The organism is Streptomyces yangpuensis, assembly GCF_024666385.1.
Taxonomy (GTDB): Bacteria; Actinomycetota; Actinomycetes; order Streptomycetales; family Streptomycetaceae; genus Streptomyces; species Streptomyces yangpuensis.
Map to the genome: position 1 here is coordinate 5,430,613 of NZ_CP102514.1, position 22,153 is coordinate 5,452,765.

15 protein-coding genes are annotated in these 22,153 nt (G+C 73.0%); 12 read left to right on the forward strand and 3 right to left on the reverse strand.

The window, feature by feature from the left end; all coding sequences use genetic code 11:
- The first annotated feature begins 5 nt into the window (after positions 1 to 5).
- A complete protein-coding gene (locus NRK68_RS25020) occupies positions 6 to 1,820 on the forward strand; it encodes a chitinase (RefSeq protein WP_257856777.1) in 1,815 nt (604 codons plus the stop codon).
- Here the strand turns inward: NRK68_RS25020 and NRK68_RS25025 are convergent.
- A complete protein-coding gene (locus tag NRK68_RS25025; protein WP_257856778.1) occupies positions 1,780 to 2,577 on the reverse strand; it encodes a phosphatase PAP2 family protein in 798 nt (265 codons plus the stop codon). The genes NRK68_RS25020 and NRK68_RS25025 overlap by 41 nt on opposite strands.
- 168 nt (positions 2,578 to 2,745) lie before the next feature.
- A complete protein-coding gene (gene gabT / locus NRK68_RS25030) occupies positions 2,746 to 4,092 on the reverse strand; it encodes a 4-aminobutyrate--2-oxoglutarate transaminase (RefSeq protein ID WP_183068665.1) in 1,347 nt (448 codons plus the stop codon).
- A 248-nt stretch (positions 4,093 to 4,340) separates the two neighbouring features.
- On the opposite strand from gabT, the gene NRK68_RS25035 reads away from it, so the two are divergent.
- From NRK68_RS25035 to NRK68_RS25085, 11 genes are all read left to right on the forward strand, one after another.
- Positions 4,341 to 6,722, forward strand: a complete 2,382-nt coding sequence (locus NRK68_RS25035) for an ATP/GTP-binding protein (RefSeq protein WP_257856779.1) — start codon at positions 4,341 to 4,343, stop codon at positions 6,720 to 6,722.
- Positions 6,723 to 6,861: 139 nt separating this feature from the next.
- Complete coding sequence (locus NRK68_RS25040) at positions 6,862 to 8,445, forward strand: PucR family transcriptional regulator (RefSeq protein ID WP_183068667.1); 1,584 nt, start codon at positions 6,862 to 6,864, stop codon at positions 8,443 to 8,445.
- 227 nt (positions 8,446 to 8,672) lie between these two features.
- The gene (locus NRK68_RS25045; RefSeq protein WP_183068668.1) at positions 8,673 to 10,118 is read left to right on the forward strand and encodes an aldehyde dehydrogenase family protein; all 1,446 of its coding nucleotides are present in this window, start codon (positions 8,673 to 8,675) and stop codon (positions 10,116 to 10,118) included.
- 234 nt (positions 10,119 to 10,352) lie between these two features.
- Positions 10,353 to 12,311, forward strand: a complete 1,959-nt coding sequence (locus NRK68_RS25050; RefSeq protein ID WP_257856780.1) for an acyl-CoA dehydrogenase family protein — start codon at positions 10,353 to 10,355, stop codon at positions 12,309 to 12,311.
- A 97-nt stretch (positions 12,312 to 12,408) separates the two neighbouring features.
- Entirely contained in the window at positions 12,409 to 13,737 is a 1,329-nt protein-coding gene (locus NRK68_RS25055) for a hypothetical protein (protein ID WP_257856781.1), read from the forward strand.
- Between the two features lie 20 nt (positions 13,738 to 13,757).
- Entirely contained in the window at positions 13,758 to 15,011 is a 1,254-nt protein-coding gene (gene dxr, locus NRK68_RS25060) for a 1-deoxy-D-xylulose-5-phosphate reductoisomerase (protein ID WP_183068671.1), read from the forward strand.
- A complete protein-coding gene (locus NRK68_RS25065) occupies positions 15,008 to 16,309 on the forward strand; it encodes a M50 family metallopeptidase (RefSeq protein ID WP_183068672.1) in 1,302 nt (433 codons plus the stop codon). Before dxr ends, NRK68_RS25065 begins: the two co-directional genes overlap by 4 nt.
- Positions 16,310 to 16,484: 175 nt before the next feature.
- Positions 16,485 to 17,642, forward strand: a complete 1,158-nt coding sequence (gene ispG / locus NRK68_RS25070; protein ID WP_046776377.1) for a flavodoxin-dependent (E)-4-hydroxy-3-methylbut-2-enyl-diphosphate synthase — start codon at positions 16,485 to 16,487, stop codon at positions 17,640 to 17,642.
- A gap of 148 nt (positions 17,643 to 17,790) precedes the next feature.
- Complete coding sequence (locus tag NRK68_RS25075; protein WP_183068673.1) at positions 17,791 to 18,636, forward strand: GNAT family N-acetyltransferase; 846 nt, start codon at positions 17,791 to 17,793, stop codon at positions 18,634 to 18,636.
- A gap of 62 nt (positions 18,637 to 18,698) precedes the next feature.
- On the forward strand, positions 18,699 to 19,241 hold the full coding sequence (locus tag NRK68_RS25080) for a GNAT family N-acetyltransferase (protein WP_030958636.1): 543 nt from the start codon (positions 18,699 to 18,701) through the stop codon (positions 19,239 to 19,241).
- A gap of 43 nt (positions 19,242 to 19,284) precedes the next feature.
- Entirely contained in the window at positions 19,285 to 20,997 is a 1,713-nt protein-coding gene (locus NRK68_RS25085) for a proline--tRNA ligase (RefSeq protein ID WP_257856782.1), read from the forward strand.
- A 169-nt stretch (positions 20,998 to 21,166) separates the two neighbouring features.
- Here NRK68_RS25085 and NRK68_RS25090 read toward each other — a convergent pair whose 3' ends face one another.
- On the reverse strand, positions 21,167 to 22,108 hold the full coding sequence (locus NRK68_RS25090) for a slipin family protein (protein WP_257856783.1): 942 nt from the start codon (positions 22,106 to 22,108) through the stop codon (positions 21,167 to 21,169).
- Positions 22,109 to 22,153 lie beyond the last annotated feature (45 nt).

Sequence of the window (22,153 nt, forward strand, 5' to 3'; positions counted from 1 at the left end):
CAGTTGTGCGCAGAGCCTGGTCCCTCCTCACCGCCGCCGCCCTCGCGGCGGCCGGATTCCTCGCCGCAGGCCCGCCCGCCGCGGCCGCGGACGCCGACCTCGTCCGCAACGGCGGCTTCGAAGCCGGACTCGACGGCTGGAGCTGCTCCGCCGGCAGCGCGGCGGCCGTCACCGCACCCGTCCACGGCGGCACCTCCGCCCTCCGGGCCACCCCGGCCGGCCAGGACAACGCCCGCTGCTCCCAGACCGTCACCGTCCGGCCGGACTCCACCTACACGCTCGGCGCCTGGGTGCAGGGCACGTACGTCTACCTCGGCGCGAGCGGCACCGGCACCACCGACGTGTCCACCTGGACGCAGAGCCCGGGCGCCTGGAAGCAGCTGACGGCCACCTTCCGCACCGGCCCGTCCACCACCTCGGTGACCGTCCACACGCACGGCTGGTACGGCCAGCCCGCCCACGTCACCGACGACGTCACCCTGGTCGGCCCCGACCCCGGCGGCCCCGGCGGGCCCCAGCTTCCGGCCGCCCCCACCGGCCTGACCGCCTCGGCGGCCTCGCCGAGCTCGGTCCTGCTCTCCTGGGCGGCGGTGCCCGGCGCCACCTCGTACACCGTCCACCGGGACGGCGCCGCACCCCTGCCGGTCACCTCCGCCTCGGCCACGGTGACCGGCCTCGCCGCCTCCACCGCGTACACCTTCCGGGTCAGCGCGGTGAACGCGGCGGGCGAGTCCCCGCGGAGCGCCCCCGTCTCCGTGACGACGCCCAGCGGCGGAGGGGGCGGAGGGGGCGGCGGGCTCCCCGCGCACGCCCTCGTCGGCTACCTGCACACGAGCTTCGCCAACGGCTCCGGCTACGTCCGCATGGCCGACGTGCCCGCCTCCTGGGACGTCATCAACCTCGCCTTCGGCGAACCCACCTCGGTGACCTCCGGCGACATCCGCTTCCGCCTCTGCCCGGTCGCGGAATGCCCCAACGTCGAATCGCCGGCCGAGTTCAAGGCGGCCATCAGGGCCAAGCAGGCCGCCGGCAAGAAGGTACTGATCTCCATCGGCGGCCAGAACGGCCAGGTCCAGCTCCCGACCCCGGCCGCCCGCGACACCTTCGTCTCCTCCGTCGCCAAGATCATCGACGAGTACGGGCTCGACGGCCTGGACATCGACTTCGAGGGCCACTCCCTCTCCCTGGCCACCGGCGACACCGACTTCCGCAGCCCCACCACCCCGGGCATCGTCCACCTGATCTCCGCGGTGAAGGCCCTGAAGGCCCGCTACGGCCCCGGCTTCGTCCTGACCATGGCCCCGGAGACCTTCTTCGTCCAGCTGGGGTACCAGTTCTACGGCTCCGGCCCCTGGGGCGGACAGGACCCGCGCGCCGGCGCGTACCTCCCGGTCATCCACGCCCTGCGCGACGACCTCACCCTGCTCCACGTCCAGGACTACAACTCCGGCCCGATCATGGGCCTCGACAACCAGTACCACTCCATGGGCGGCGCGGACTTCCACATCGCCATGACCGACATGCTGCTCACCGGCTTCCCCGTCGCCGGTGACACCGCGCGTGTCTTCCCGGCGCTGCGCCCCGACCAGGTCGCGATCGGGCTGCCCGCCACCACCGACGCGGGCAACGGCCACACCTCGCCGGCCGAGGTGACCAAGGCCCTGAACTGCCTGACGAAGAAGACCGACTGCGGGACGTACCGGACCCACGGCACCTGGCCCGGCCTGCGCGGCCTGATGACCTGGTCGATCAACTGGGACCGCTTCGGGGGCCGGGAGTTCAGCCGGAACTTCGACGCGTACTACGGCAGGACGGCCTGAAGGACCGCCTGACCGCCAGCAGCAGCGGCGTACACAACAGCAGGCTGGCCAGCACGTCCAGCGGCCAGTGGAAGCCCCGCAGCACCAGCCCGACGGCCGTCGCCCCCGTGAGCACGAGGGCGGCGGCCGCCGGCCACCACCGGCCCAGGTGCGGCCGCACGAGCAGGGCCGCGCCCGCGTACGCCACGAAGGCCGTCGCGGTGTGGCCCGAGGGGAAGTAGCCGGCGGCCCACGGCTCCAGGGGGCCGGGGCGGGCGGTCCACTCCTTCAGCGGGACGACGAGGGCCGGCACCAGGGCCATGGCCAGCACCGCGGCGGCCGCGCCGCGGCGCTCGCCGCGCAGGGCGGCGTACCCGGCGGCGAGGAGCAGCACGGGCAGCGCGACCGGGATGTTCCCGAGATCGGAGAGGGACTCGGTGACCGCGTCGGGGACGGTGCGCACGAGCGCGGCGCTCAGCCGGGCGTCCCAGGACAGCAGCGGGCCCCGCACCAGGACCTGCCAGGTGATCAGGGCGAAGAGGAGTGCGCACAGCGCGGAGGCGGCGAGCGCGCCGAGAAGGGTGGCCGGCCGTCCCGGAACAGGGGGGATGGTTCCGGGACGGCCGCCCGGACCGGGTTGCCGCACGCCCCGGGGGGTTTGGGGCGGCCGGCTGTCCGATCGGTGAGGAGTGTGCGCGAACGCATGCCCGGTACGGCGCTGGGGAAGCCCGGTACCGGTATCGCCCCCGGTTTCCCGGGAGCGGGCTGTCTCACTCATCTGCAGAAACCGTACGGCAGTGGAAGGGGGACCGACAGCAGGAACGCGCTCCCGCCATCGGCCCCCCACACCTTCTTCACAGTGCCCGCCCGTTACCGTCGGTAGGTGGGCGGTGCGCTGCGCTCGGACGTTCTAGACGTTCGAGCAGGCGGTCGCATCGACCGGGACTCAGATCTCCGTGCCGATGGCCGCGAACGCGGCCTCGATCAGGTCCAGGCCCTCGTTCAGCAGGTGCTCGCCGATGACGATCGGCGGGAGGAAGCGGAGCACGTTGCCGTAGGTGCCGCAGGTGAGGACGAGAAGGCCCTCGGCGTGGCAGGCCTTGGCGAGCGCGCCGGCCGCCTCCGGGAACGGGGTCTTGGACTCCGGGTCCTTGACGAGCTCGATCGCGATCATGGCGCCGCGGCCGCGGATGTCGCCGATGATGTCGTACTTCTCCTGCATGGCCGACAGGCGGTCCTTCATGATGGACTCGATCTTCTTCGCCTTGGCGTTGAGGTCGAGCTCCTTCATGGTCTCGATGGAGCCGAGCGCGCCGGCGCACGCCACCGGGTTGCCGCCGTAGGTGCCGCCCAGGCCGCCCGCGTGGGCGGCGTCCATGATCTCGGCGCGGCCGGTCACGGCGGCGAGCGGCAGACCGCCCGCGATGCCCTTGGCGGTGGTGATCAGGTCGGGGACGATGCCCTCGTCCTCACACGCGAACCACTGGCCGGTGCGGCAGAAGCCGGACTGGATCTCGTCGGCGACGAAGACGATGCCGTTCTCGTTGGCGAACTTCACGATCGCCGGGAGGAAGCCCTTGGCCGGCTCGATGAAGCCGCCCTCGCCGAGGACCGGCTCGATGATGATCGCGGCGACGTTCTCGGCGCCGATCTGCTTGGTGATCTGGTCGATCGCCTGGGCGGCGGCCTCGGGGCCGCAGTTCTCGGCACCGGTGGGCCAGCGGTAGCCGTAGGCGACCGGGACGCGGTAGACCTCGGGGGCGAACGGACCGAAGCCGTGCTTGTACGGCATGTTCTTCGCGGTCAGCGCCATGGTGAGGTTCGTGCGGCCGTGGTAGCCGTGGTCGAAGACGACGACGGCCTGGCGCTTGGTGTACGAACGGGCGATCTTGACGGCGTTCTCGACGGCCTCGGCGCCGGAGTTGAACAGGGCCGACTTCTTGGCGTGGTCGCCCGGGGTCAGCTCGGCGAGGGCCTCGCAGACCTCGACGTAGCCCTCGTACGGGGTGACCATGAAGCAGGTGTGGGTGAAGTCGGCGAGCTGTGCGGAGGCGCGGCGCACGACGGCCTCGGCGGAGGCGCCGACCGAGGTCACGGCGATGCCGGAGCCGAAGTCGATCAGCTGGTTGCCGTCGACGTCCTCGATGATGCCGCCGCCTGCGCGGGCCGTGAAGACGGGCAGCACGGAGCCCACGCCACCGGCCACGGTCTGCAGGCGGCGCGCCTGCAGCTCCTGCGACTTGGGGCCGGGGATCGCGGTGACGATCTTGCGCTCCTGCGGGACAGCAGTCATAGAGGGCTCCTGGGGGGTGTTTTCGGACGCACTTGTGTCTTTGTCCGCAGGCTAGGCCCGCGAGCGGGGGTCCTGCATGCTCCGTTCGGTAGTGATCTCAGCGTGTCCTTGTCCGCGACGGCCATAGGAAGGACCCGGGGCGTGTCTCGTGGATCAGGACCGGGTACGGGCGCAGAGCGCCCCCGAGGCCCGGGCCGGGCACTAGATTGAGCGCCGCAGGGCAAGGGATGGGCAGGGGGCAGGGGTTCATGGACACCGAGGGAACGTACGACGGACAGGCGACCCGCGCGGGTCACGTACCAAGGCCTGCCACATCGCCTGAACACCCTCCGAAACCCCTTCACGCGCCCGCAGGCGCCCCTGGACAGCCGCCGCCCCTCGCTGCCTGGATCAGCACCCCGCGCCCGGCCGCCGAGCCGGGCGTCTGGCGCTACGGACACACCCCGCGGGCGGCGGCGGAGCCCGAGCGGACACCCGACCGGGCCCTGGCGAGCGGCGCACTCATCTCCTTCCTGGGCTGCGTCCTCGTGTGGTCCCTCATGCGCAACACCTACATCCCCTTCTGGGACACACCGCTGAAGTTGTTCACCCCCGACAGCTGGTGGGCGGCGAACGGCGAACCCGTCGCGAAGACGGGTGGCGTGCAGGCCAAGCCGATCTACGAGCTGCTCTTCGTCGCGGCGCTCCTCTACGGCTTCGGGAGGCTGGGCAACTGGCGGACCGTCTGGGCGCGCCTGGTCGTCGCGCGGGGCCCCGTCGTCCAGGCCCTCGCGGTCGTTCCCCTGGCCTGGGTGACGATCCTCCTCGTGCACAACTACCAGCTGCCGCTGCGGCAGCTCGCGGAAGGGTTCCTCACCTTCGACGGCGATCCGGTGGCCAACCGGGCCCTCGTGGACACCACCCGGACCGTGATCGACGTGGTGCTCGTCCTCGCCTTCGCCCTCCTCGGCGGTGTCGTGGGCCTGGTCCGCCGCCTGGTGGGTGCCGGCGGCGCGAAGGGAGCGGCCACCACCGACCGGCCGCCCGTGCCGAGCCCCGAGGCGGGCGGGGTCGAAGACCCTGTGCGGTGGCCGCAGTTGCGGGGGGCCGGGTTGGGGGAGGTGGCCGACCGGCTGGAGGGGGAGGCCGGGGGCGGGCGGATGAACGACGTCGACTACGCCCGGATCCGGCGGGCCTGGGACTCCGTCCGCGTCGACCCCTCCCGCATGCGCGCCTTCGCCGACGCCGTCCGCGACAAGGGCGCCGGGGCCTGCGTGCACCCCTCCGGGGACCGGGACCTGCCCGTGCGGGCCGCCCGGCACGACCTGCTGGCCCGGCAGGTGCTCCTCGGCACCGTCGAGGACGGCGTCCGCAACCCCTACGCCCGCCGCGGCACCTACCTCGCGCTCGACCCCGACGTGCTCGGCACCTCCCTGCTCGCCGTCGGCCCGTCCGGCACCGGCAAGACGCAGCGCCTGGTCCGGCCCGTCGTGGAGTCGCTCGCCCTCCAGGCCCTCGCCGGCCAGGCCGCCGTCGTCGCCGTCGGCGCCGCCGGGGCCCAGCTCGGGCCCGACGCCGCCTACGACGTCGTCGTCCGCATCGGCGACCCCGGCTCCGTCTACGACCTCGACCTCTACGGCGGGGCCACCGACCCCGACGAGGCCGCGACCCTGCTCGCCGAGGCCTTCGTCGGAGACGTCCCCGGCCTCGACGTCCGCCGGGCGGCGACCGCCCTCGCCCAGCTCCTCGGGCCGTTCCGGACGGCGTACGGCCGCTTCCCCGCCGTGCCCGAGCTGCGCGAGCTGCTCGACCAGGTCCCGGCCGCCTTCGACGCCCTGCGCCGCGAGCTCGCCGCCGACGGCGCCGCGCACCACACGATGCTGCGCGAGCTCGACGCCCGCACCCGCCAGCACGGCGCGCACGGCGACCCCGGACCGGCCCTCGCCGACCGGGTCGCCCTGCTGGACCGGCCCGCGTTCGCCGGCTTCTTCGACACCACCGGCCAGGGGCGGCCCTTCTCGCTGCGCGCCCTGGAGCACCCGATCCGGGTCCGCGTCGACCTCCCCGAGCGGGGGCACGCCGACGCCTCCCGGATGCTGGCCCGGCTGCTGCTCGCCCAGTTCAACGCCGCCGCGGCCGCCCGCGCCGACCGCTCCCTCTTCGCCTTCCTCGCCTTGGACGACGCCTCGCACACGCTGACCCCGCAGACCGTGCGCGGCGTCCAGCGGCTGCGCTCGGCACACGCGGGCGTCCTGCTCACCCTGCGCACGCTGGACGACGTACCGGAGGCGCTGCGCACGCCGCTGCTCGGGGCGGTCGGCTGCCGGATGGCCTTCTCCGGCGTCACCACCTGGGACGGCAAGCGCTTCGCCGAGGCCTGGGGAACCGAGTGGGTGGAGGCGCGCGACGTCACCCAGCGCACCGTCTTCGCCGACCAGCCGCTGACCCGCGCGATCCACGCCTTCCGCAAGCTCGTCACCGGCAAGGCGGTCACCACGGACGCGGTGACCGTGCGGCAGGTGGAACGGGAGCGGTGGTCCGCCTCGGACCTGGCCCACGCCGTGCCTCCCGGGCACGCCGTGCTCTCGCTCACCTCCGTGAAGGGGGAGCGGGCGGCCCCGCTGCTGGTCCGGCTGGCCGGAACGGCCTGAACCGCGCCCCCGACCCGTACGAGGTGGCAGAATCGAGGGGAGTCGTTCGTACGACACGGCGAAAAGCGTCGGCGGCTCCTCCACCGCTCCCTCCCGCGTCCCCGCCGTCCCCTCCCGCTCCGAAGGCCCCTGGTAACCGATGCCGCTGACCCTCGCCTCACTCGTCCAGCACTCGGCGCTCAAACTCAGCGTCCGGGCGGGTGAGAGCCGCCTGGACACCCCCGTGCGCTGGGCCCACGTCAGCGAGCTCGCCGACCCCGTCCCCTATATGGAGGGCGGGGAGCTGCTGCTGATCACCGCGATGAAGCTGGACGCCGACGACCCGCAGGAGATGCGGGCCTACGTACGCCGCCTCGCCGCGGCCGGAGTGGTCGGCATCGGCTTCGCCATCGGCGTCAACTACGAGGCGGTCCCCGAGGCGCTGGTCGAGGCGGCCCGGACCGAGGACATGCCGCTGCTGGAGGTGCCGCGCCGGACGCCCTTCCTCGCGATCAGCAAGGCCGTCTCCGCGGCGCTCGCGGCGGACCAGTACCGGGCGGTCACCGCCGGCTTCGAGGCCCAGCGCGAGCTGACGCGCGCCGCGCTCTCCGCCGACGGGCCCGCCGAACTGCTGGCGAAGCTCGCGGCGCACGTGCACGGCTGGGCCGCGCTCTACGACACCTCGGGCGCGGTCGTGGCGGCCGCACCCGACTGGGCCGCGCGCCGCGCCGCCCGGCTGACCCCCGACGTGGAGCGGCTGCGCGAGCGGCCCGCGCCGGCGAGCGCCGTGGTCGGGGGGTCCGAGGACCGCGTCGAGCTCCAGTCCCTGGGCACCGGCCGACGGGCGCGCGGAGCGCTCGCCGTCGGCACCGGCGCCCCGCTGGGCACCGCCGAGCGGTACGCCGTCCACTCCGCGGTGGCGCTGCTGACGCTCACCACGGAGCGGTCGCGGTCGCTGCACGACGCCGAGTCCCGGCTGGGGGCGGCGGTGCTGCGAATGCTGCTGGCGGACGAGCCGGACCACGCCCGGGCCGTGGCCGGCGACCTGTACGGGTCCCTGCTGGACGCGCCGTTCCGGCTGGTCGTGGCCGAGCCGGCGCTGGCGGGCACGGCGCAGCCCGAGGGGCTGGCGCTGCTCGCCGACACGGTGGAGTCGGCGGCGGCCCGTACCGGGGAGGCGCTGCTGGTGGTCCCGGAGCCGGGACGGCTCGTGGTCCTCGCCTCCGACGCCGGGGCGGCCGTACAGGCGTGCACGGACCACGCGGAGACCCTGGAGGCCCGGCGCGGCCGGGACGCGGCCGGCCCGGAACCGGACGAGCTGGTCATCGGGCTGTCCGCGCCCGCCGGCCCCGGCGGGGTGGCCGCGGCCCTCAAGCAGGCCGACCAGGCGCTCGCCGTGGCCCGCCGGCGCGGGCGCCCGATGGTGGAGCACGAGGACATGGCGGCGGGCTCGGTCCTGCCGCTGCTGGCCGACGACGCGGTACGGGCCTTCGCGGACGGCACCCTGCGGGCGCTGCGGGAGCACGACGCGACGGGACGCGGGGACCTGGTGGCCTCGCTGCAGGCCTGGCTCTCCCGGCACGGCCAGTGGGACGCGGCCGCGGCCGACCTCGGCGTGCACCGGCACACCCTGCGCTACCGGATGAAGCGGGTCGAGGAGATCCTCGGCCGCTCCCTGGAGGACCCGGACGTCCGCATGGAACTGTGGCTCGCCCTCAAGGCCACCTCCACCACTCCCGGCTAGCCGCGGACGCTCCCGGCCTGCCGCGAGCGGACGCTCCCGGCCTGCCGCGGCCGCTCCACGCCAGGGCGCGTCCGCTCCCGGCCAGGACGTGTCCCGCGGGCGACAGTGACAAAGCGGCGCGACTGCGACGGCGCGTACTACACCCCGGATAAACGCCGAATCCCCCGCGGAGTCCTACGGTGGAGGGGTCAGGACCCACCGCACACTTCCGAAGGGCCGGGATTCGCATGACTTCCACCCACGCCTTCTGGCTCGCCGGCCGCCAGGCCACCGGCGAGGACAGCTTCGACGTCCACTCCCCGTGGGACGGCCGACTGGTCGGCACGGTCAGCGTGCCCACCGACGCGCAGGTCGAAGAGGCCGTGGCCGCGGCGTACGCCGTGACGGCGGAGTTCTCCGCGACCCCCGCCCACGTACGGGCCGCGGCCCTGGACCACGTGTCCAAGCGGCTCGTCGAGCGCACCGAGGAGATCGCCCAGCTGATCTCCGCCGAGAACGGCAAGCCCATCAAGTGGGCCCGCGGTGAGGTCGGCCGTGCGGTGTCCGTGTTCCGCTTCGCCGCGGAGGAGGCCCGTCGCTTCAACGGCGGCGAGGCCCAGCGCCTCGACACCGACGCCGGCGGCGTCGGCCGCCTCGCGCTGACCCGCCGCTTCGTCAAGGGCCCGGTCCTCGGCATCGCGCCGTTCAACTTCCCGCTGAACCTGTGCGCCCACAAGGTGGCCCCGGCCATCGCCGTCGGCGCGCCGATCATCCTCAAGCCGGCCCCGGCCACGCCGCTGTCCGGCCTGATCCTGGGTGAGCTGCTCGCCGAGACCGACCTCCCGGCCGGCTCCTGGTCGGTCCTGCCGGTCGCGAACGACAAGATGCCCGCCCTGGTCAAGGACGAGCGCCTGCCCGTCATCTCCTTCACCGGCTCCGACACCGTCGGCTACGCCATCCAGCAGTCGGTGCCCCACAAGCACTGCACCCTGGAGCTCGGCGGCAACGCCGCGGCCGTGGTCCTGGACGACTGGTCCTCCGACGCCGACCTCGACTGGGCCGCGACCCGCATCGCGACCTTCTCCAACTACCAGGCCGGCCAGTCCTGCATCTCCGTGCAGCGCGTGATCGCCGACGCCTCCGTCTACGACCGCCTCGTCGAGAAGGTCGTCGCGAAGGTCCAGGCCCAAGTCACCGGCGACCCGAACGACGACGCCACCGACGTCGGCCCGCTCGTCTCCGAGGCCGCCGCCCAGCGCGTCGAGTCCTGGGTCGACGAGGCCGTGTCCGCCGGCGCCAAGCTGCTCACCGGCGGCAAGCGCGAGGGTGCCTCGTACGAGCCCACCGTCCTCGCGCACGTCCCCGAGGGCGTCAAGCTCGCCACCGAGGAGGTCTTCGGCCCGGTCCTGACCCTGCTGCGGGTCGAGAACACCGACGAGGCCTTCGCCGCGGTGAACGACTCCAAGTTCGGTCTGCAGACCGGCGTCTTCACCCGCAACGTCCAGACCGCGTTCCGCGCCCACCGGGAGCTCGAGGTCGGCGGCGTGATCATCGGCGACGCGCCGTCCTACCGCGCCGACCAGATGCCGTACGGCGGCGTCAAGCAGTCCGGTGTGGGCCGCGAGGGCGTCCGGTACGCGATGGACGACTACACGTACGAGCGGGTCCTGGTCCTGACCGGCCTCGACATCTGATCTCGTACGGCCTTTGAGCCGACGGCCGGAGCCCACTGTGCGGGGGCTCCGGCCGTCCCCTTTTTCCGGCCCCGGAACCGCCCCGGAACCGGCCCCGGAACCGGCCCCCGCGCCCGGCGATTCGCCCGACTGGTCCGTCCCGGCTTTTCCCGCGGAGCCGGGCGGGGTACGACTCACAGGTAGCACCGGCCAGTAGGCCGGTGCACCGACTCCGGCGGCGAGGTGAGCCCCCTCATGTCCGCAACACAGCCCGTACAGCCCAGCGGCACCCAGCCCAAGGTGACCGAGCGCGAGGCACGACAGGTCGCGGAAGCGGCCCGGGAGCAGGACTGGCGCAAACCCAGTTTCGCCAAGGAGCTCTTCCTGGGCCGGTTCCGGCTCGACCTGATCCATCCCCACCCGCTCCCCGCCGACGAGGACGTCCGCCGGGGCGAGGCCTTCCTCGCCCGGCTGCGCGAGTTCTGTGAGACCCGTATCGACGGGGCCCTCATCGAGCGCGAGGCGAAGATCCCCGACGAGACCGTGCGCGGCCTCAAGGAGCTCGGCGCCCTCGGCATGAAGATCGATCCCAAGTACGGCGGCCTCGGCCTCACCCAGGTCTACTACAACAAGGCGCTCGCCCTCGTCGGCTCGGTCAGCCCGGCCATCGGGGCCCTGCTCTCCGCCCACCAGTCGATCGGCGTGCCCCAGCCGCTCAAGATGTTCGGCACGCAGGCCCAGAAGGACGCCTACCTGCCGCGCTGCGCCACCACCGCCATCAGCGCCTTCCTGCTCACCGAACCCGACGTGGGCTCCGACCCGGCGCGCCTGGCCACCACCGCGGTCCCGGACGGGGACGACGCCTACGTCCTCGACGGCGTGAAGCTGTGGACCACCAACGGGGTCGTCGCGGACCTGCTCGTGGTCATGGCCCGGGTCCCGAAGTCGGAGAACCACCGCGGCGGGATCACCGCCTTCGTCGTCGAGGCCGACTCGCCCGGCATCACCGTCGAGCACCGCAACGCCTTCATGGGCCTGCGCGGCCTGGAGAACGGCGTCACCCGCTTCCACCGGGTACGCGTCCCCGCCGACCAGCGCATCGGCGCCGAGGGGGCCGGCCTGAAGATCGCCCTCACCACGCTCAACACCGGGCGGCTCTCCCTGCCCGCCATGTGCGTCGGCGCCGGCAAGTGGTGCCTGAAGATCGCCCGCGAGTGGTCCGGCGTACGCGAGCAGTGGGGCCGGCCGGTCGCGAAGCACGAGGCCGTCGGCGCCAAGATCTCCTTCATCGCCGCCACCACCTTCGCCCTCGAAGCGGTCGTCGACCTCGCCTCCCAGATGGCCGACGAGGACCGCAACGACATCCGCATCGAAGCCGCCCTCGCCAAGCTCTACGGCTCCGAGATGGCCTGTCTGATGGCCGACGAGCTGGTCCAGATCCGCGGCGGGCGCGGCTTTGAGACCGCCGAGTCCCTGGCCGCCCGCGGCGAACGCGCCGTCCCCGCCGAGCAGATGCTGCGCGACCTGCGTATCAACCGGATCTTCGAGGGCTCGACGGAGATCATGCACCTGCTGATCGCCCGCGAAGCCGTCGACGCCCACCTGTCGGTGGCCGGCGACCTCATCGACCCCGAGAAGGCTCTCGGCGACAAGGCCAGGGCCGGCGCCCGCGCCGCAGGGTTCTACGCCCGCTGGCTGCCCAAGCTGGCCACCGGGCCCGGCCAGGTCCCCGGCACCTATCGGGCCTTCCACCCGGGCGGCCACCCCGACCTCTCCGTCCACCTGCGCTATGTGGAACGCAGCGCCCGCAAACTCGCCCGGTCCACCTTCTACGCGATGTCCCGCTGGCAGGGCCGCATGGAGACCAAACAGGGCTTCCTCGGCCGGATCGTCGACATCGGCGCCGAACTCTTCGCGATGAGCGCGGCTTGCGTCCGCGCCGAGCACCTGCGCGCCTCCGGCGAGCACGGCCGCGAGGCGTACCAGCTCGCCGACGCCTTCTGCGAGCAGTCCCGGCTGCGCGTCGAGGAGCTGTTCGGCCGGCTCTGGTCCAACACCGACGACCTCGACCGCAAGGTGGTCGCCGGAGTCCTGTCCGGTACCTACGCCTGGCTGGAGGAGGGCGTCCTCGACCCCTCCGGCGACGGCCCCTGGATCGCCGATGCCGCACCCGGACCCTCGAACCGGAAAAACGTGCACCGCCCCCTCCGCTGACCTGCGATCATCGCCGCACGTCGGACAGGCGTACGAGGATGAGTCATGCGTGCGGATCCGGCACGCGGACGAGCACAGCGCGAGGCGGACGAGAACGATGCCGACGGCCGAGCAGGACCGCACCAGCCGACGGCTGGCCTGGTGCGTGGCGCACCTGCTGCGCCACGCACCGGACCACGTCGTCATCGACACGACCCGCCGGCTCGACCGGCCGACCCTCAAATACCTCTGCCGCGACGAATGGCTGGCGGCCTCGACCGTCACCCTGCTGCTGCGCCACGGGACCGAGGCAGACCGCGGCTACATCGCCCGCAACCCCCGCGTCGTGGGCCGGCCGCTGCCCGGCCTGCCCGGACCCGCCCGCTACGCCCGCCGCCGCACCCCGCCCGAGCTGCTGCCCGTGCTCCACGCCGAGCTCGGCCGGGACCCCGAGGCGGAACCCCTCACCACCGCCGAACTGACCGCCCTGCTGCGCCGCCACGGCCGCCGCGGACCACGCGTCCCGCTGGACGTCCTGGCGCTGCCCCACACGGCGGATCCCGCGCTGCTGCTCGCCGAGCACACCCGCCGTCCGCTGCCCGCCGGCTCCGTCGAGGCCCTGCTGCTCGCCGCCGACCTGCCCCGGGAGACCGTCCGCGGGCTGCTCGCCACCGCCGCGGCGCCCGCCGACGGCCGCACCTGGCACCGGCCCGCCGTCCGCGCCGTACGGATGGGCCGCCTCACGCACGAGGAACTCGTCGCCCACGTCGCCCCCGCCCGCCACACCCTGCTCCTCGGCCACCTCCCCGAACGCCGATCCCTGCGCTGGACCCTGCCCGAACAGGCCGGCATGCAGACCGCCGTGATGCGGGCCCTGCGTCCGCTGGGCGACGACCCGCGCCTGTGGGCGGAACTGCTGCGGCACGCCCCCGGCCACCCCGGATCGCTGCCCGCACTGGTGGCCGGCGTCGTCGAGGGGACCCTGCCCCGACCGGACGGCGCGGCAGAGCCGGACCCCGGGCTCGCCCGCGCCGTGCGCCGGCTCGCCCCGACCGCCGCCGAGCCCTCCGGGGACGTGGAGCGCGAACTGGCCCTCGCGAGCCTCGCCGTGCCCATGGAGAGCGTCGAGGAGGACATCCGCTGGGTGCGCGACTGCCTCGACCGCGGCCTGATCACCGGCGTCGACGTGATCCGGCACAAGCTGCCGGCCTGCTGGGCCCTCGACGAGGACCAATGGCTCGGCGACGTGGACCACCCCGACCGGCACGACCACCCGGACGCCGTGCTCGCCGCGCACGCCGAGGCGTACCGGCTGCTCACCGTCGCCCTCGGAGAGGACCCCGAGGCATGGTGGCGCACCGCCCGCACGCTCCCCGACTTCGCCGGAACGCTCCCGCACCTCCTGCTGCGGGTCACGGAAGGGGGCTCCGTGTCGGGCCGCCCCTGACTTGCGGCAACAATGGGGGCATGAGCGACCGTCCAGCCCCCCTCGCCGACCCGCACCTCCTCTTCGATGCCGCGGCCGGCCGCCGGGACATCGTGATCCTCGGGTCCACCGGCTCCATCGGCACCCAGGCCATCGACCTCGCGCTGCGCAACCCGGACCGGTTCCGGGTCACCGCCCTGTCCGCCGCCGGCGGCCGGGTGGCGCTGCTGGCCGAACAGGCCCGGCTGCTGCGCGTGGAGAAGGTGGCCGTCGCCCGCGAGGACGTCGTGCCGGCCCTGAAGGAGGCGCTGAGCGCCCAGTACGGTCCGGGCGAGACGCTGCCCGAGATCCTCGCCGGGCCGGACGCCGCGACCGAACTCGCCGCCTCCCCGTGCCACACCGTCCTCAACGGCATCACCGGCTCCATCGGCCTCGCGCCGACCCTCGCCGCCCTCCGGGCCGGCCGCACCCTGGCCCTGGCCAACAAGGAGTCGCTGATCGTCGGCGGCCCGCTGGTCAAGGCCCTCGCACAGCCCGGCCAGATCATCCCCGTGGACTCCGAGCACGCCGCGCTCTTCCAGGCGCTGGCCGCCGGCACCCGCGCCGACGTGCGCAAGCTCGTGGTGACCGCCTCCGGCGGACCCTTCCGCGGCCGCACCCGCGCCGAGCTCTCGAAGGTGACCGTCGAGGACGCGCTCGCCCACCCCACCTGGGCCATGGGCCCGGTGATCACCGTCAACTCGGCGACCCTGGTCAACAAGGGCCTGGAGGTCATCGAGGCCCACCTGCTCTACGACATCCCGTTCGAGCAGATCGAGGTCGTGGTCCACCCGCAGTCGTACGTGCACTCGATGGTGGAGTTCACCGACGGCTCCACGCTCGCCCAGGCCACTCCGCCGGACATGCGCGGCCCCATCGCGGTCGGCCTGGGCTGGCCCCGGCGGATCCCGGACGCGGCCCCCGCCTTCGACTGGACCAAGGCCTCCACCTGGGAGTTCTTCCCGCTGGACACCGAGGCCTTCCCCGCCGTGGGCATCGCCCGGCACGTGGGCGCCCTCGGCGGCACCGCCCCGGCCGTGTTCAACGCGGCGAACGAGGAGTGCGTCGAGGCGTTCCTGGCCGGTCGGCTGCCGTTCACAGCAATCATGGATACGGTCTCTGCCGTGGTCGATGAGCACGGGACGCCGGAGTCGGGAACCTCCCTGACCGTCCAGGACGTCCTTGAAGCAGAGGCCTGGGCCCGGGCCCGGGCGCGGGAGATGGCGGCTCGGGCCGCCGCGGAGGCGCGCGCATGACACTTCTGATGACGGTGCTCGGAATCGTGATCTTCGCGGTCGGCCTGCTGGTCTCCATCGCGTGGCACGAGCTGGGGCACCTCTCCACGGCCAAGCTGTTCGGCATCCGCGTGCCGCAGTACATGGTGGGCTTCGGCCCGACCATCTGGTCGCGGAGGAAGGGCGAGACCGAGTACGGGATCAAGGCCATCCCCATGGGCGGCTACATCCGCATGATCGGGATGTTCCCGCCCGGCGAGGACGGCAAGGTCACCGCCCGGTCCACCTCGCCGTTCCGGTCGATGATCGAGGACGCGCGCTCGGCGGCGTACGAGGAGCTCCGGCCCGGCGACGAGACCCGGCTCTTCTACACGCGCAAGCCGTGGAAGCGCGTGATCGTGATGTTCGCCGGCCCGTTCATGAACCTGGTCCTGGCCGTGGCGATCTTCCTCACCACCCTGATGACCTTCGGGCTGAACACCCAGACCACCTCGGTCGCCACCGTCTCGGACTGCGTCATCCAGCAGAGCGAGAAGCGCGACACGTGCCGGCCCGGCGACCCGGCCGCACCCGCCAGGGCCGCCGGCCTCAAGGCGGGCGACAAGATCGTCGCCTTCAACGGGCGCCCCGTCGACGACTGGTCCGCCCTCCAGAAGGACATCCGCGCCACCGTCGGACCCGCCACGATCACCGTCGTCCGCGCGGGCGAGCGCCTCGACCTCAAGGCGAACCTGATCGAGAACAAGGTCGCCAAGACCGACGGCAGCGGCAAGTACGTCAAGGACGAGTACGTCACCGCGGGCTTCCTCGGCTTCGCGCCCGCCTCCGGCTACGTACCGCAGTCCTTCGGCCAGTCCGCCGAGCGCATGGGCGAGATGATGGAGGCCGGCGTGCAGTCGCTCGTCGCCCTGCCGTCGAAGGTCCCGGACCTGTGGAACGCGGCCTTCAACGGGGCCGAGCGCAAGCAGGACAGCCCGATGGGCGTCGTCGGCGCGGCACGCGTCAGCGGTGAGATCTTCACCCTCGACATCCCCGCCCAGCACCAGCTGGTGTTCTTCCTCAACCTGCTGGCCGGCTTCAACCTCTCGCTGTTCCTCTTCAACATGCTGCCGCTGCTCCCGCTCGACGGCGGGCACATCGCCGGTGCCCTGTGGGAGTCGCTGCGGCGGGGCGTGGCACGAATCTTCCGCCGCCCCGACCCCGGCCCGTTCGACGTGGCCAAGCTGATGCCCGTCGCGTACGTGGTCGCGGGCCTGTTCATCTGCTTCACCCTGCTGGTGATGGTCGCCGACGTGGTGAACCCGATCAAGATCACCTAGCGCGCGGGGGGCGTACCCCGGTCGTACCGGAGCCGGGCACGGATCGTGCCCGGCTCCCTACGTTCGGGTGGCGCACCCCCTCGGATGCACGGCCCGCCCCTGGGTTGGCGTAATCTCGAAGCCTGGAGCCCGCCGATCTCGGGACCTTGATCCACACCTTGGGGTTGCACAGCAGATGACTGCCATCTCTCTCGGAATGCCGGCCGTGCCGACGAAGCTTGCCGACCGCAGGGTCAGCCGCAAGATCCAGGTCGGCAAGGTGGCCGTCGGCGGCGACTCGCAGATCTCCGTCCAGTCGATGACCACCACCCGGACCTCCGACATCGGGGCGACGCTCCAGCAGATCGCCGAGCTCACCGCCTCCGGCTGCGACATCGTCCGCGTGGCGTGCCCGACGCAGGACGACGCCGACGCGCTCGCCGTGATCGCCAAGAAGTCGCAGATCCCGGTCATCGCCGACATCCACTTCCAGCCGAAGTACGTGTTCGCCGCGATCGACGCCGGCTGCGCCGCGGTCCGCGTGAACCCGGGCAACATCAAGCAGTTCGACGACAAGGTCAAGGAGATCGCGAAGGCGGCCAGCGACGCGGGCACCCCGATCCGCATCGGCGTCAACGCCGGATCCCTCGACGCCCGCCTCCTGAAGAAGTACGGCAAGGCCACCCCCGAGGCGCTGGTCGAGTCCGCGCTGTGGGAGGCCTCCCTCTTCGAGGAGCACGGCTTCGGCGACATCAAGATCTCGGTCAAGCACAACGACCCGGTCGTCATGGTCAACGCCTACCGCCAGCTCGCCGCCGCCTGCGACTACCCGCTGCACCTGGGCGTCACCGAGGCCGGACCGGCCTTCCAGGGCACCATCAAGTCCGCCGTCGCCTTCGGCGCCCTGCTCTCCGAGGGCATCGGCGACACCATCCGCGTCTCCCTCTCCGCCCCGCCGGCGGAGGAGGTCAAGGTCGGCATCCAGATCCTGGAGTCGCTGAACCTCAAGCCGCGCCGCCTGGAGATCGTCTCCTGCCCCTCCTGCGGCCGCGCCCAGGTCGACGTCTACAAGCTGGCCGAGGAGGTCACCGCGGGCCTGGAGGGCATGGAGGTCCCGCTGCGCGTCGCCGTCATGGGCTGCGTCGTCAACGGCCCCGGCGAGGCCCGCGAGGCCGACCTCGGCGTCGCCTCCGGCAACGGCAAGGGCCAGATCTTCGTGAAGGGCGAGGTCATCAAGACCGTCCCCGAGTCGAAGATCGTCGAGACCCTCATCGAAGAGGCGATGAAGATCGCGGCCCAGATGGAGGCCGACGGCATCACCAGCGGCGAGCCGACCGTCGCCATCGGCGTCTGATTCCTCGGGCTCGCCTCGCGCGTGGCCCCGGCCCCGTTCCCGCAGTTCGGGAGCGGGGCCGGGGCCTTTTCGTGACCTGCGAACGCGGCATCCCAGGGCGCTGCCGGGTACAGTGCGGAGATCAGCAGACTTGCACGGTGAGGCCCCAGTGTTGACGCAGACCACCACCCGGGTCCTTGAGCCCAGTGATCTCGACGCCGCGCTCGACATCCTCGGACGCGAGCCGGTCGAGAACGCCTTCGTCACCTCCCGGGTCCAGGTCGCCGGACTCGACCCGTGGCGCCTGGGCGGCGAGATGTGGGGCTGGTACGCCGACGGCGAGCTCCGCTCCCTCTGCTACGCCGGAGCCAACCTCGTCCCCGTCTGCGCCGAGCCCGACGCCGTACGCGCCTTCGCCGACCGGGCCCGCCGCACCGGCCGCCGCTGCTCCTCCATCGTCGGCCCGGCCGAGCCCACCCGGCTGCTGTGGCAGCTCCTCGAACCCAGCTGGGGCCCCGCCCGCGAGGTCCGCGCCCACCAGCCCCTCATGGTCATCGACCGTCCGTCCACCACGGTCGAGCCGGACCCGCAGGTCCGCCGGATCCGCAAGAACGAGATGGACCTGATCATGCCCGCCTGCGTGGCCATGTTCACCGAGGAGGTCGGCGTCTCGCCGATGGCCGGCGACGGCGGCCTGCTGTACCAGGCCCGCGTCGCCGAGCTCGTCGCCGGCGGCCGCTCCTTCGCCCGCGTCGAGGACGACAAGATCGTCTTCAAGGCGGAGATCGGCGCCGCCACCTCCCGCGCCTGCCAGATCCAGGGCGTCTGGGTGGCCCCCGAGTTCCGCGGCCGCGGGCACTCCGAGACCGGGATGGCCGCCGTCGTCGAGTACGCGCTGCGCGATGTGGCGCCCGTGGTCAGCCTCTACGTCAACGACTTCAACACCGCGGCGCGGGCCGCCTACCGGCGCGTGGGCTTCCGTGAGGTCGGCGCGTTCATGAGCGTGCTCTTCTGAACCACCAGGAGACTCGGGCTGCGGCATTCCGGCGCACCCTTACCGCGAAGTAGGGTCAGCGCATGCTGCCATCCGGAGTCCGTATCGGCCCCCTCGACCTCGCCGGCCGCGTGGACGAGGCCCTGCGCGTGCAGGCCGTCGCCTTCGGCCTCAGCGAGGAGGAGGTCGGCATCCGGCGCTACATCGTCCAGCGCCACATGACCTGCAAGGGCGCCCGCGCCCTCGGGGCGTTCGCCGAGGACGGCGCGCTCACCGGCTTCGTGTACGGAATGCCGAACGACCGCACCCACTGGTGGTCCACCATCGTCGAGCCCTACCTGCGGGCCGGCGGGCACGAGGACTGGCTCGACGGGTCCTTCGTCATCACCGAACTGCACGTCCACCCCGGCTTCCAGGGCCACGGCGTCGGCCGCGCCCTGATCACCACCCTCACCGACGCTGCGTCCGAGCCCCGCTCGATCCTCTCCGCCATCGACACCGAGAGCCCCGCCCGAGGCCTCTACCGGGCCCTCGGCTACGTCGACCTCGCCCGCCAGGTGCACTTCCCGAGCGCGAGCCTCCCGTACGCCGTCATGGGCGCCCCGCTGCCGCTGACCAGGCCCTGAAACGGGTTACCGGGGGCCGACGGTGCCCCGGTAACCTCCGGGCATGTCCACACATCACGTACAGCGCATGTCCCGCCTCATGGCCAAGACCCTCCGCGAGGACCCGGCCGACGCCGAAACCCTCAGCCACCGGCTCCTGGTCCGGGCCGGATACGTCCGGCGCAGCTCGGCCGGCGTGTGGACATGGCTGCCGCTCGGCAAGCGGGTCCTGGACAACGTCAGCCGTGTCGTCCGCGAGGAGATGGACGCCATCGGCGCCCAGGAGGTGCTGCTGCCGGCCCTGCTGCCGAAGGAGCCGTACGAGGTCAGCGGACGCTGGTCGGAATACGGCGACCTGCTCTTCCGGCTCAGGGACCGCAAGGGCGCGGACTACCTGCTGGGCCCCACCCACGAGGAGATCTTCACCCTGGTGGTGAAGGACCAGTGCACCTCGTACAAGGACCTGCCGGTCATGCTCTACCAGATCCAGACGAAGTACCGCGACGAGGCCCGGCCCCGGTCCGGCGTGCTGCGCGGCCGCGAGTTCCAGATGAAGGACTCCTACTCCTTCGACGTGTCCGACGAGGGGCTGGAGGAGTCCTACCGGCTCCACCGCGAGGCCTACGTCCGCATCTTCGAGCGGCTGGGCCTGGACCACCGGATCGTCTCCGCGGTGTCGGGGGCGATGGGCGGGTCGGCGTCCGAGGAGTTCCTGGCGCCGGCGGAGGCGGGCGAGGACACCTTCGTGGACTGCCCCTCCTGCGACTACGCCGCCAACACGGAGGCCGTGACCTTCGCCCTGACCCCCGTGTCCGCGGAGCACCCGCCGCTGGAGGAGGTCGACACCCCCGACACCCCGACGATCGAGACCCTGGCGGCGCACCTCGGCGTCCCCGCCTCGGCGACGCTGAAGAACCTCCTGGTCAAGGTCGACGGCGAGATCGTCGCCGTGGGCGTGCCGGGGGACCGGGAGGTGGACCTCGGCAAGCTGGGCGAGCACCTGGCCCCGGCGGTCGTCGAGCTGGTCACGGCCGAGGACTTCACGGACCGGCCCGACCTCGTACGCGGCTACGTGGGCCCGCAGGGCCTGGAGAAGGTCCGCTACCTGGCCGACCCGCGGGTCGCGCCGGGCACCGCCTGGGTGACCGGGGCCAACAAGGCCGACACGCACGCCCGCAACGTGGTCTGCGGGCGCGACTTCGAGGTGGACCAGTACCTGGACGTGGTGGTCGTGGAGCCGGGCGACCCCTGCCCCTCCTGCGGCGCGGGCCTGCGGCTCGACCGGGCCATCGAGATCGGCCACATCTTCCAGCTCGGCCGCAAGTACGCGGACGCCTTCGGGCTGGACGTGCTGGGCCGCGAGGGCAAGCCGGTCCGGGTCACCATGGGCTCCTACGGCATCGGCGTCTCCCGCGCGGTGGCGGCCCTGGCCGAGCAGACCGCCGACGAGCGCGGGCTGTGCTGGCCGGCGGCGGTGGCCCCGGCCGACGTTCACGTGGTGGCGGCGGGCAAGGCGGTACCGCTGGCCCTGGCGGAGGAGGCGGCCGCGGCCCTGGCGGGCTCCGGCCTCCGGGTCCTGCTCGACGACCGCCCGGGCCTGTCCCCCGGCGTGAAGCTCACGGACGCGGAGCTGATCGGCGTCCCGTGGATCCTGGTCGCGGGCCGCCGCTCGGCGGACGGCGTGGTCGAACTCCAGAACCGCGCCACCGGCACCCGCGAAGAACTCCCCCTCCCCGAGGCCCTCACCCGACTGGCCGAAGCCGCTCCCACCGCCTGAGGCGCGGGGTCCGGGGCGGAGTCCCGGGGAACGGTGGAAGGGCGGGGCGGGGGCAGGCTCCGCGCCCCGCTCAGCGGCACGCCGTCCGGCCCCGGGCCGGAAGCGGTGTCGACCTCGGCCGGCCCGGGGCCTTCGGAAGCCGGGCCGGCCGAGGCCGGGTCCCTGACGGCTACGGCGGGGACTCGTCCGGGAACGGCGGCTGACCCGGTCCGAGAACCGGCGCCTCCGCCGCCGCGTCGAGAGCCGACGGCGCGTCGGTCCCCGCCGCTGTGCCGACCTCGGCCGGCCCGGGGCCTTCGGAAGCCGGGCCGGCCGGGGCCGGGTCCTCCCGCGCGGCCGCCGCCGGAGGCGGTGGCGCGGCGCGCTCCAGGAAGCGCAGCAGCTCCACCGGGAACGGCAGCACCAGCGTGGAGTTCTTCTCGGCGGCGACCGCCACGACCGTGTGCAGCAGGCGCAGCTGGAGCGCCGCCGGCTGCTCCGACATGACCTCCGCCGCCTCGGCGAGCTTGTGCGAGGCCTGCAGCTCCGCGTCCGCGTTGATCACGCGGGCCCGGCGCTCTCGGTCGGCCTCCGCCTGCCGGGCCATCGACCGCTTCATCGTCTCCGGCAGGGACACGTCCTTGATCTCGACCCGGTCGATCTGCACCCCCCAGCCCACCGCCGGGCTGTCGATCATCAGCTCCAGGCCCTGGTTGAGCATCTCCCGGTTGGACAGCAGGTCGTCCAGGTCGGACTTGCCGATGATGGACCTCAGCGAGGTCTGCGCCATCTGCGAGACGGCGAAGCGGTAGTCCTCCACCGCCACGACCGCGCTCGCCGGGTCGACGACCTTGAAGTAGACGACCGCGTCCACCCGCACGGTGACGTTGTCCCGGGTGATGCCCTCCTGCGCGGGCACCGGCAGCGTCACGATCTGCATGTTCACCTTGCGGAGCCGGTCGATCACGGGAACGATCACCGTGAAGCCGGGAGGCCGTATCTCCTCCCGCAGCCTGCCGAAGCGGAAGACCAGGCCACGCTCGTACTGCTTCACCACCCGGGCCGCGGCGCCCATGTACACCAGGGCACCCACACCCGCGGCGACCACCGCTGTCAGCAGTTCCTCGACCATGACGGCCCCCTGCCGGACATACCTTCCTTTTCCTACGGTATGCCC

Coding starts and splice junctions, on each gene's coding strand:
- NRK68_RS25040 (WP_183068667.1), top strand. CDS start 6,862: ATGCCGCTGACCCTCGCCTCACTCGTCCAGCACTCGGCGCTCAAACTC.
- NRK68_RS25065 (WP_183068672.1), top strand. CDS start 15,008: ATGACACTTCTGATGACGGTGCTCGGAATCGTGATCTTCGCGGTCGGC.
- dxr (WP_183068671.1), top strand. CDS start 13,758: ATGAGCGACCGTCCAGCCCCCCTCGCCGACCCGCACCTCCTCTTCGAT.
- gabT (WP_183068665.1), bottom strand. CDS start 4,092: ATGACTGCTGTCCCGCAGGAGCGCAAGATCGTCACCGCGATCCCCGGC.
- NRK68_RS25055 (WP_257856781.1), top strand. CDS start 12,409: ATGCCGACGGCCGAGCAGGACCGCACCAGCCGACGGCTGGCCTGGTGC.
- NRK68_RS25045 (WP_183068668.1), top strand. CDS start 8,673: ATGACTTCCACCCACGCCTTCTGGCTCGCCGGCCGCCAGGCCACCGGC.
- NRK68_RS25025 (WP_257856778.1), bottom strand. CDS start 2,577: ATGAGTGAGACAGCCCGCTCCCGGGAAACCGGGGGCGATACCGGTACC.
- NRK68_RS25080 (WP_030958636.1), top strand. CDS start 18,699: ATGCTGCCATCCGGAGTCCGTATCGGCCCCCTCGACCTCGCCGGCCGC.
- NRK68_RS25035 (WP_257856779.1), top strand. CDS start 4,341: ATGGACACCGAGGGAACGTACGACGGACAGGCGACCCGCGCGGGTCAC.
- NRK68_RS25090 (WP_257856783.1), bottom strand. CDS start 22,108: ATGGTCGAGGAACTGCTGACAGCGGTGGTCGCCGCGGGTGTGGGTGCC.
- ispG (WP_046776377.1), top strand. CDS start 16,485: ATGACTGCCATCTCTCTCGGAATGCCGGCCGTGCCGACGAAGCTTGCC.
- NRK68_RS25085 (WP_257856782.1), top strand. CDS start 19,285: ATGTCCACACATCACGTACAGCGCATGTCCCGCCTCATGGCCAAGACC.
- NRK68_RS25050 (WP_257856780.1), top strand. CDS start 10,353: ATGTCCGCAACACAGCCCGTACAGCCCAGCGGCACCCAGCCCAAGGTG.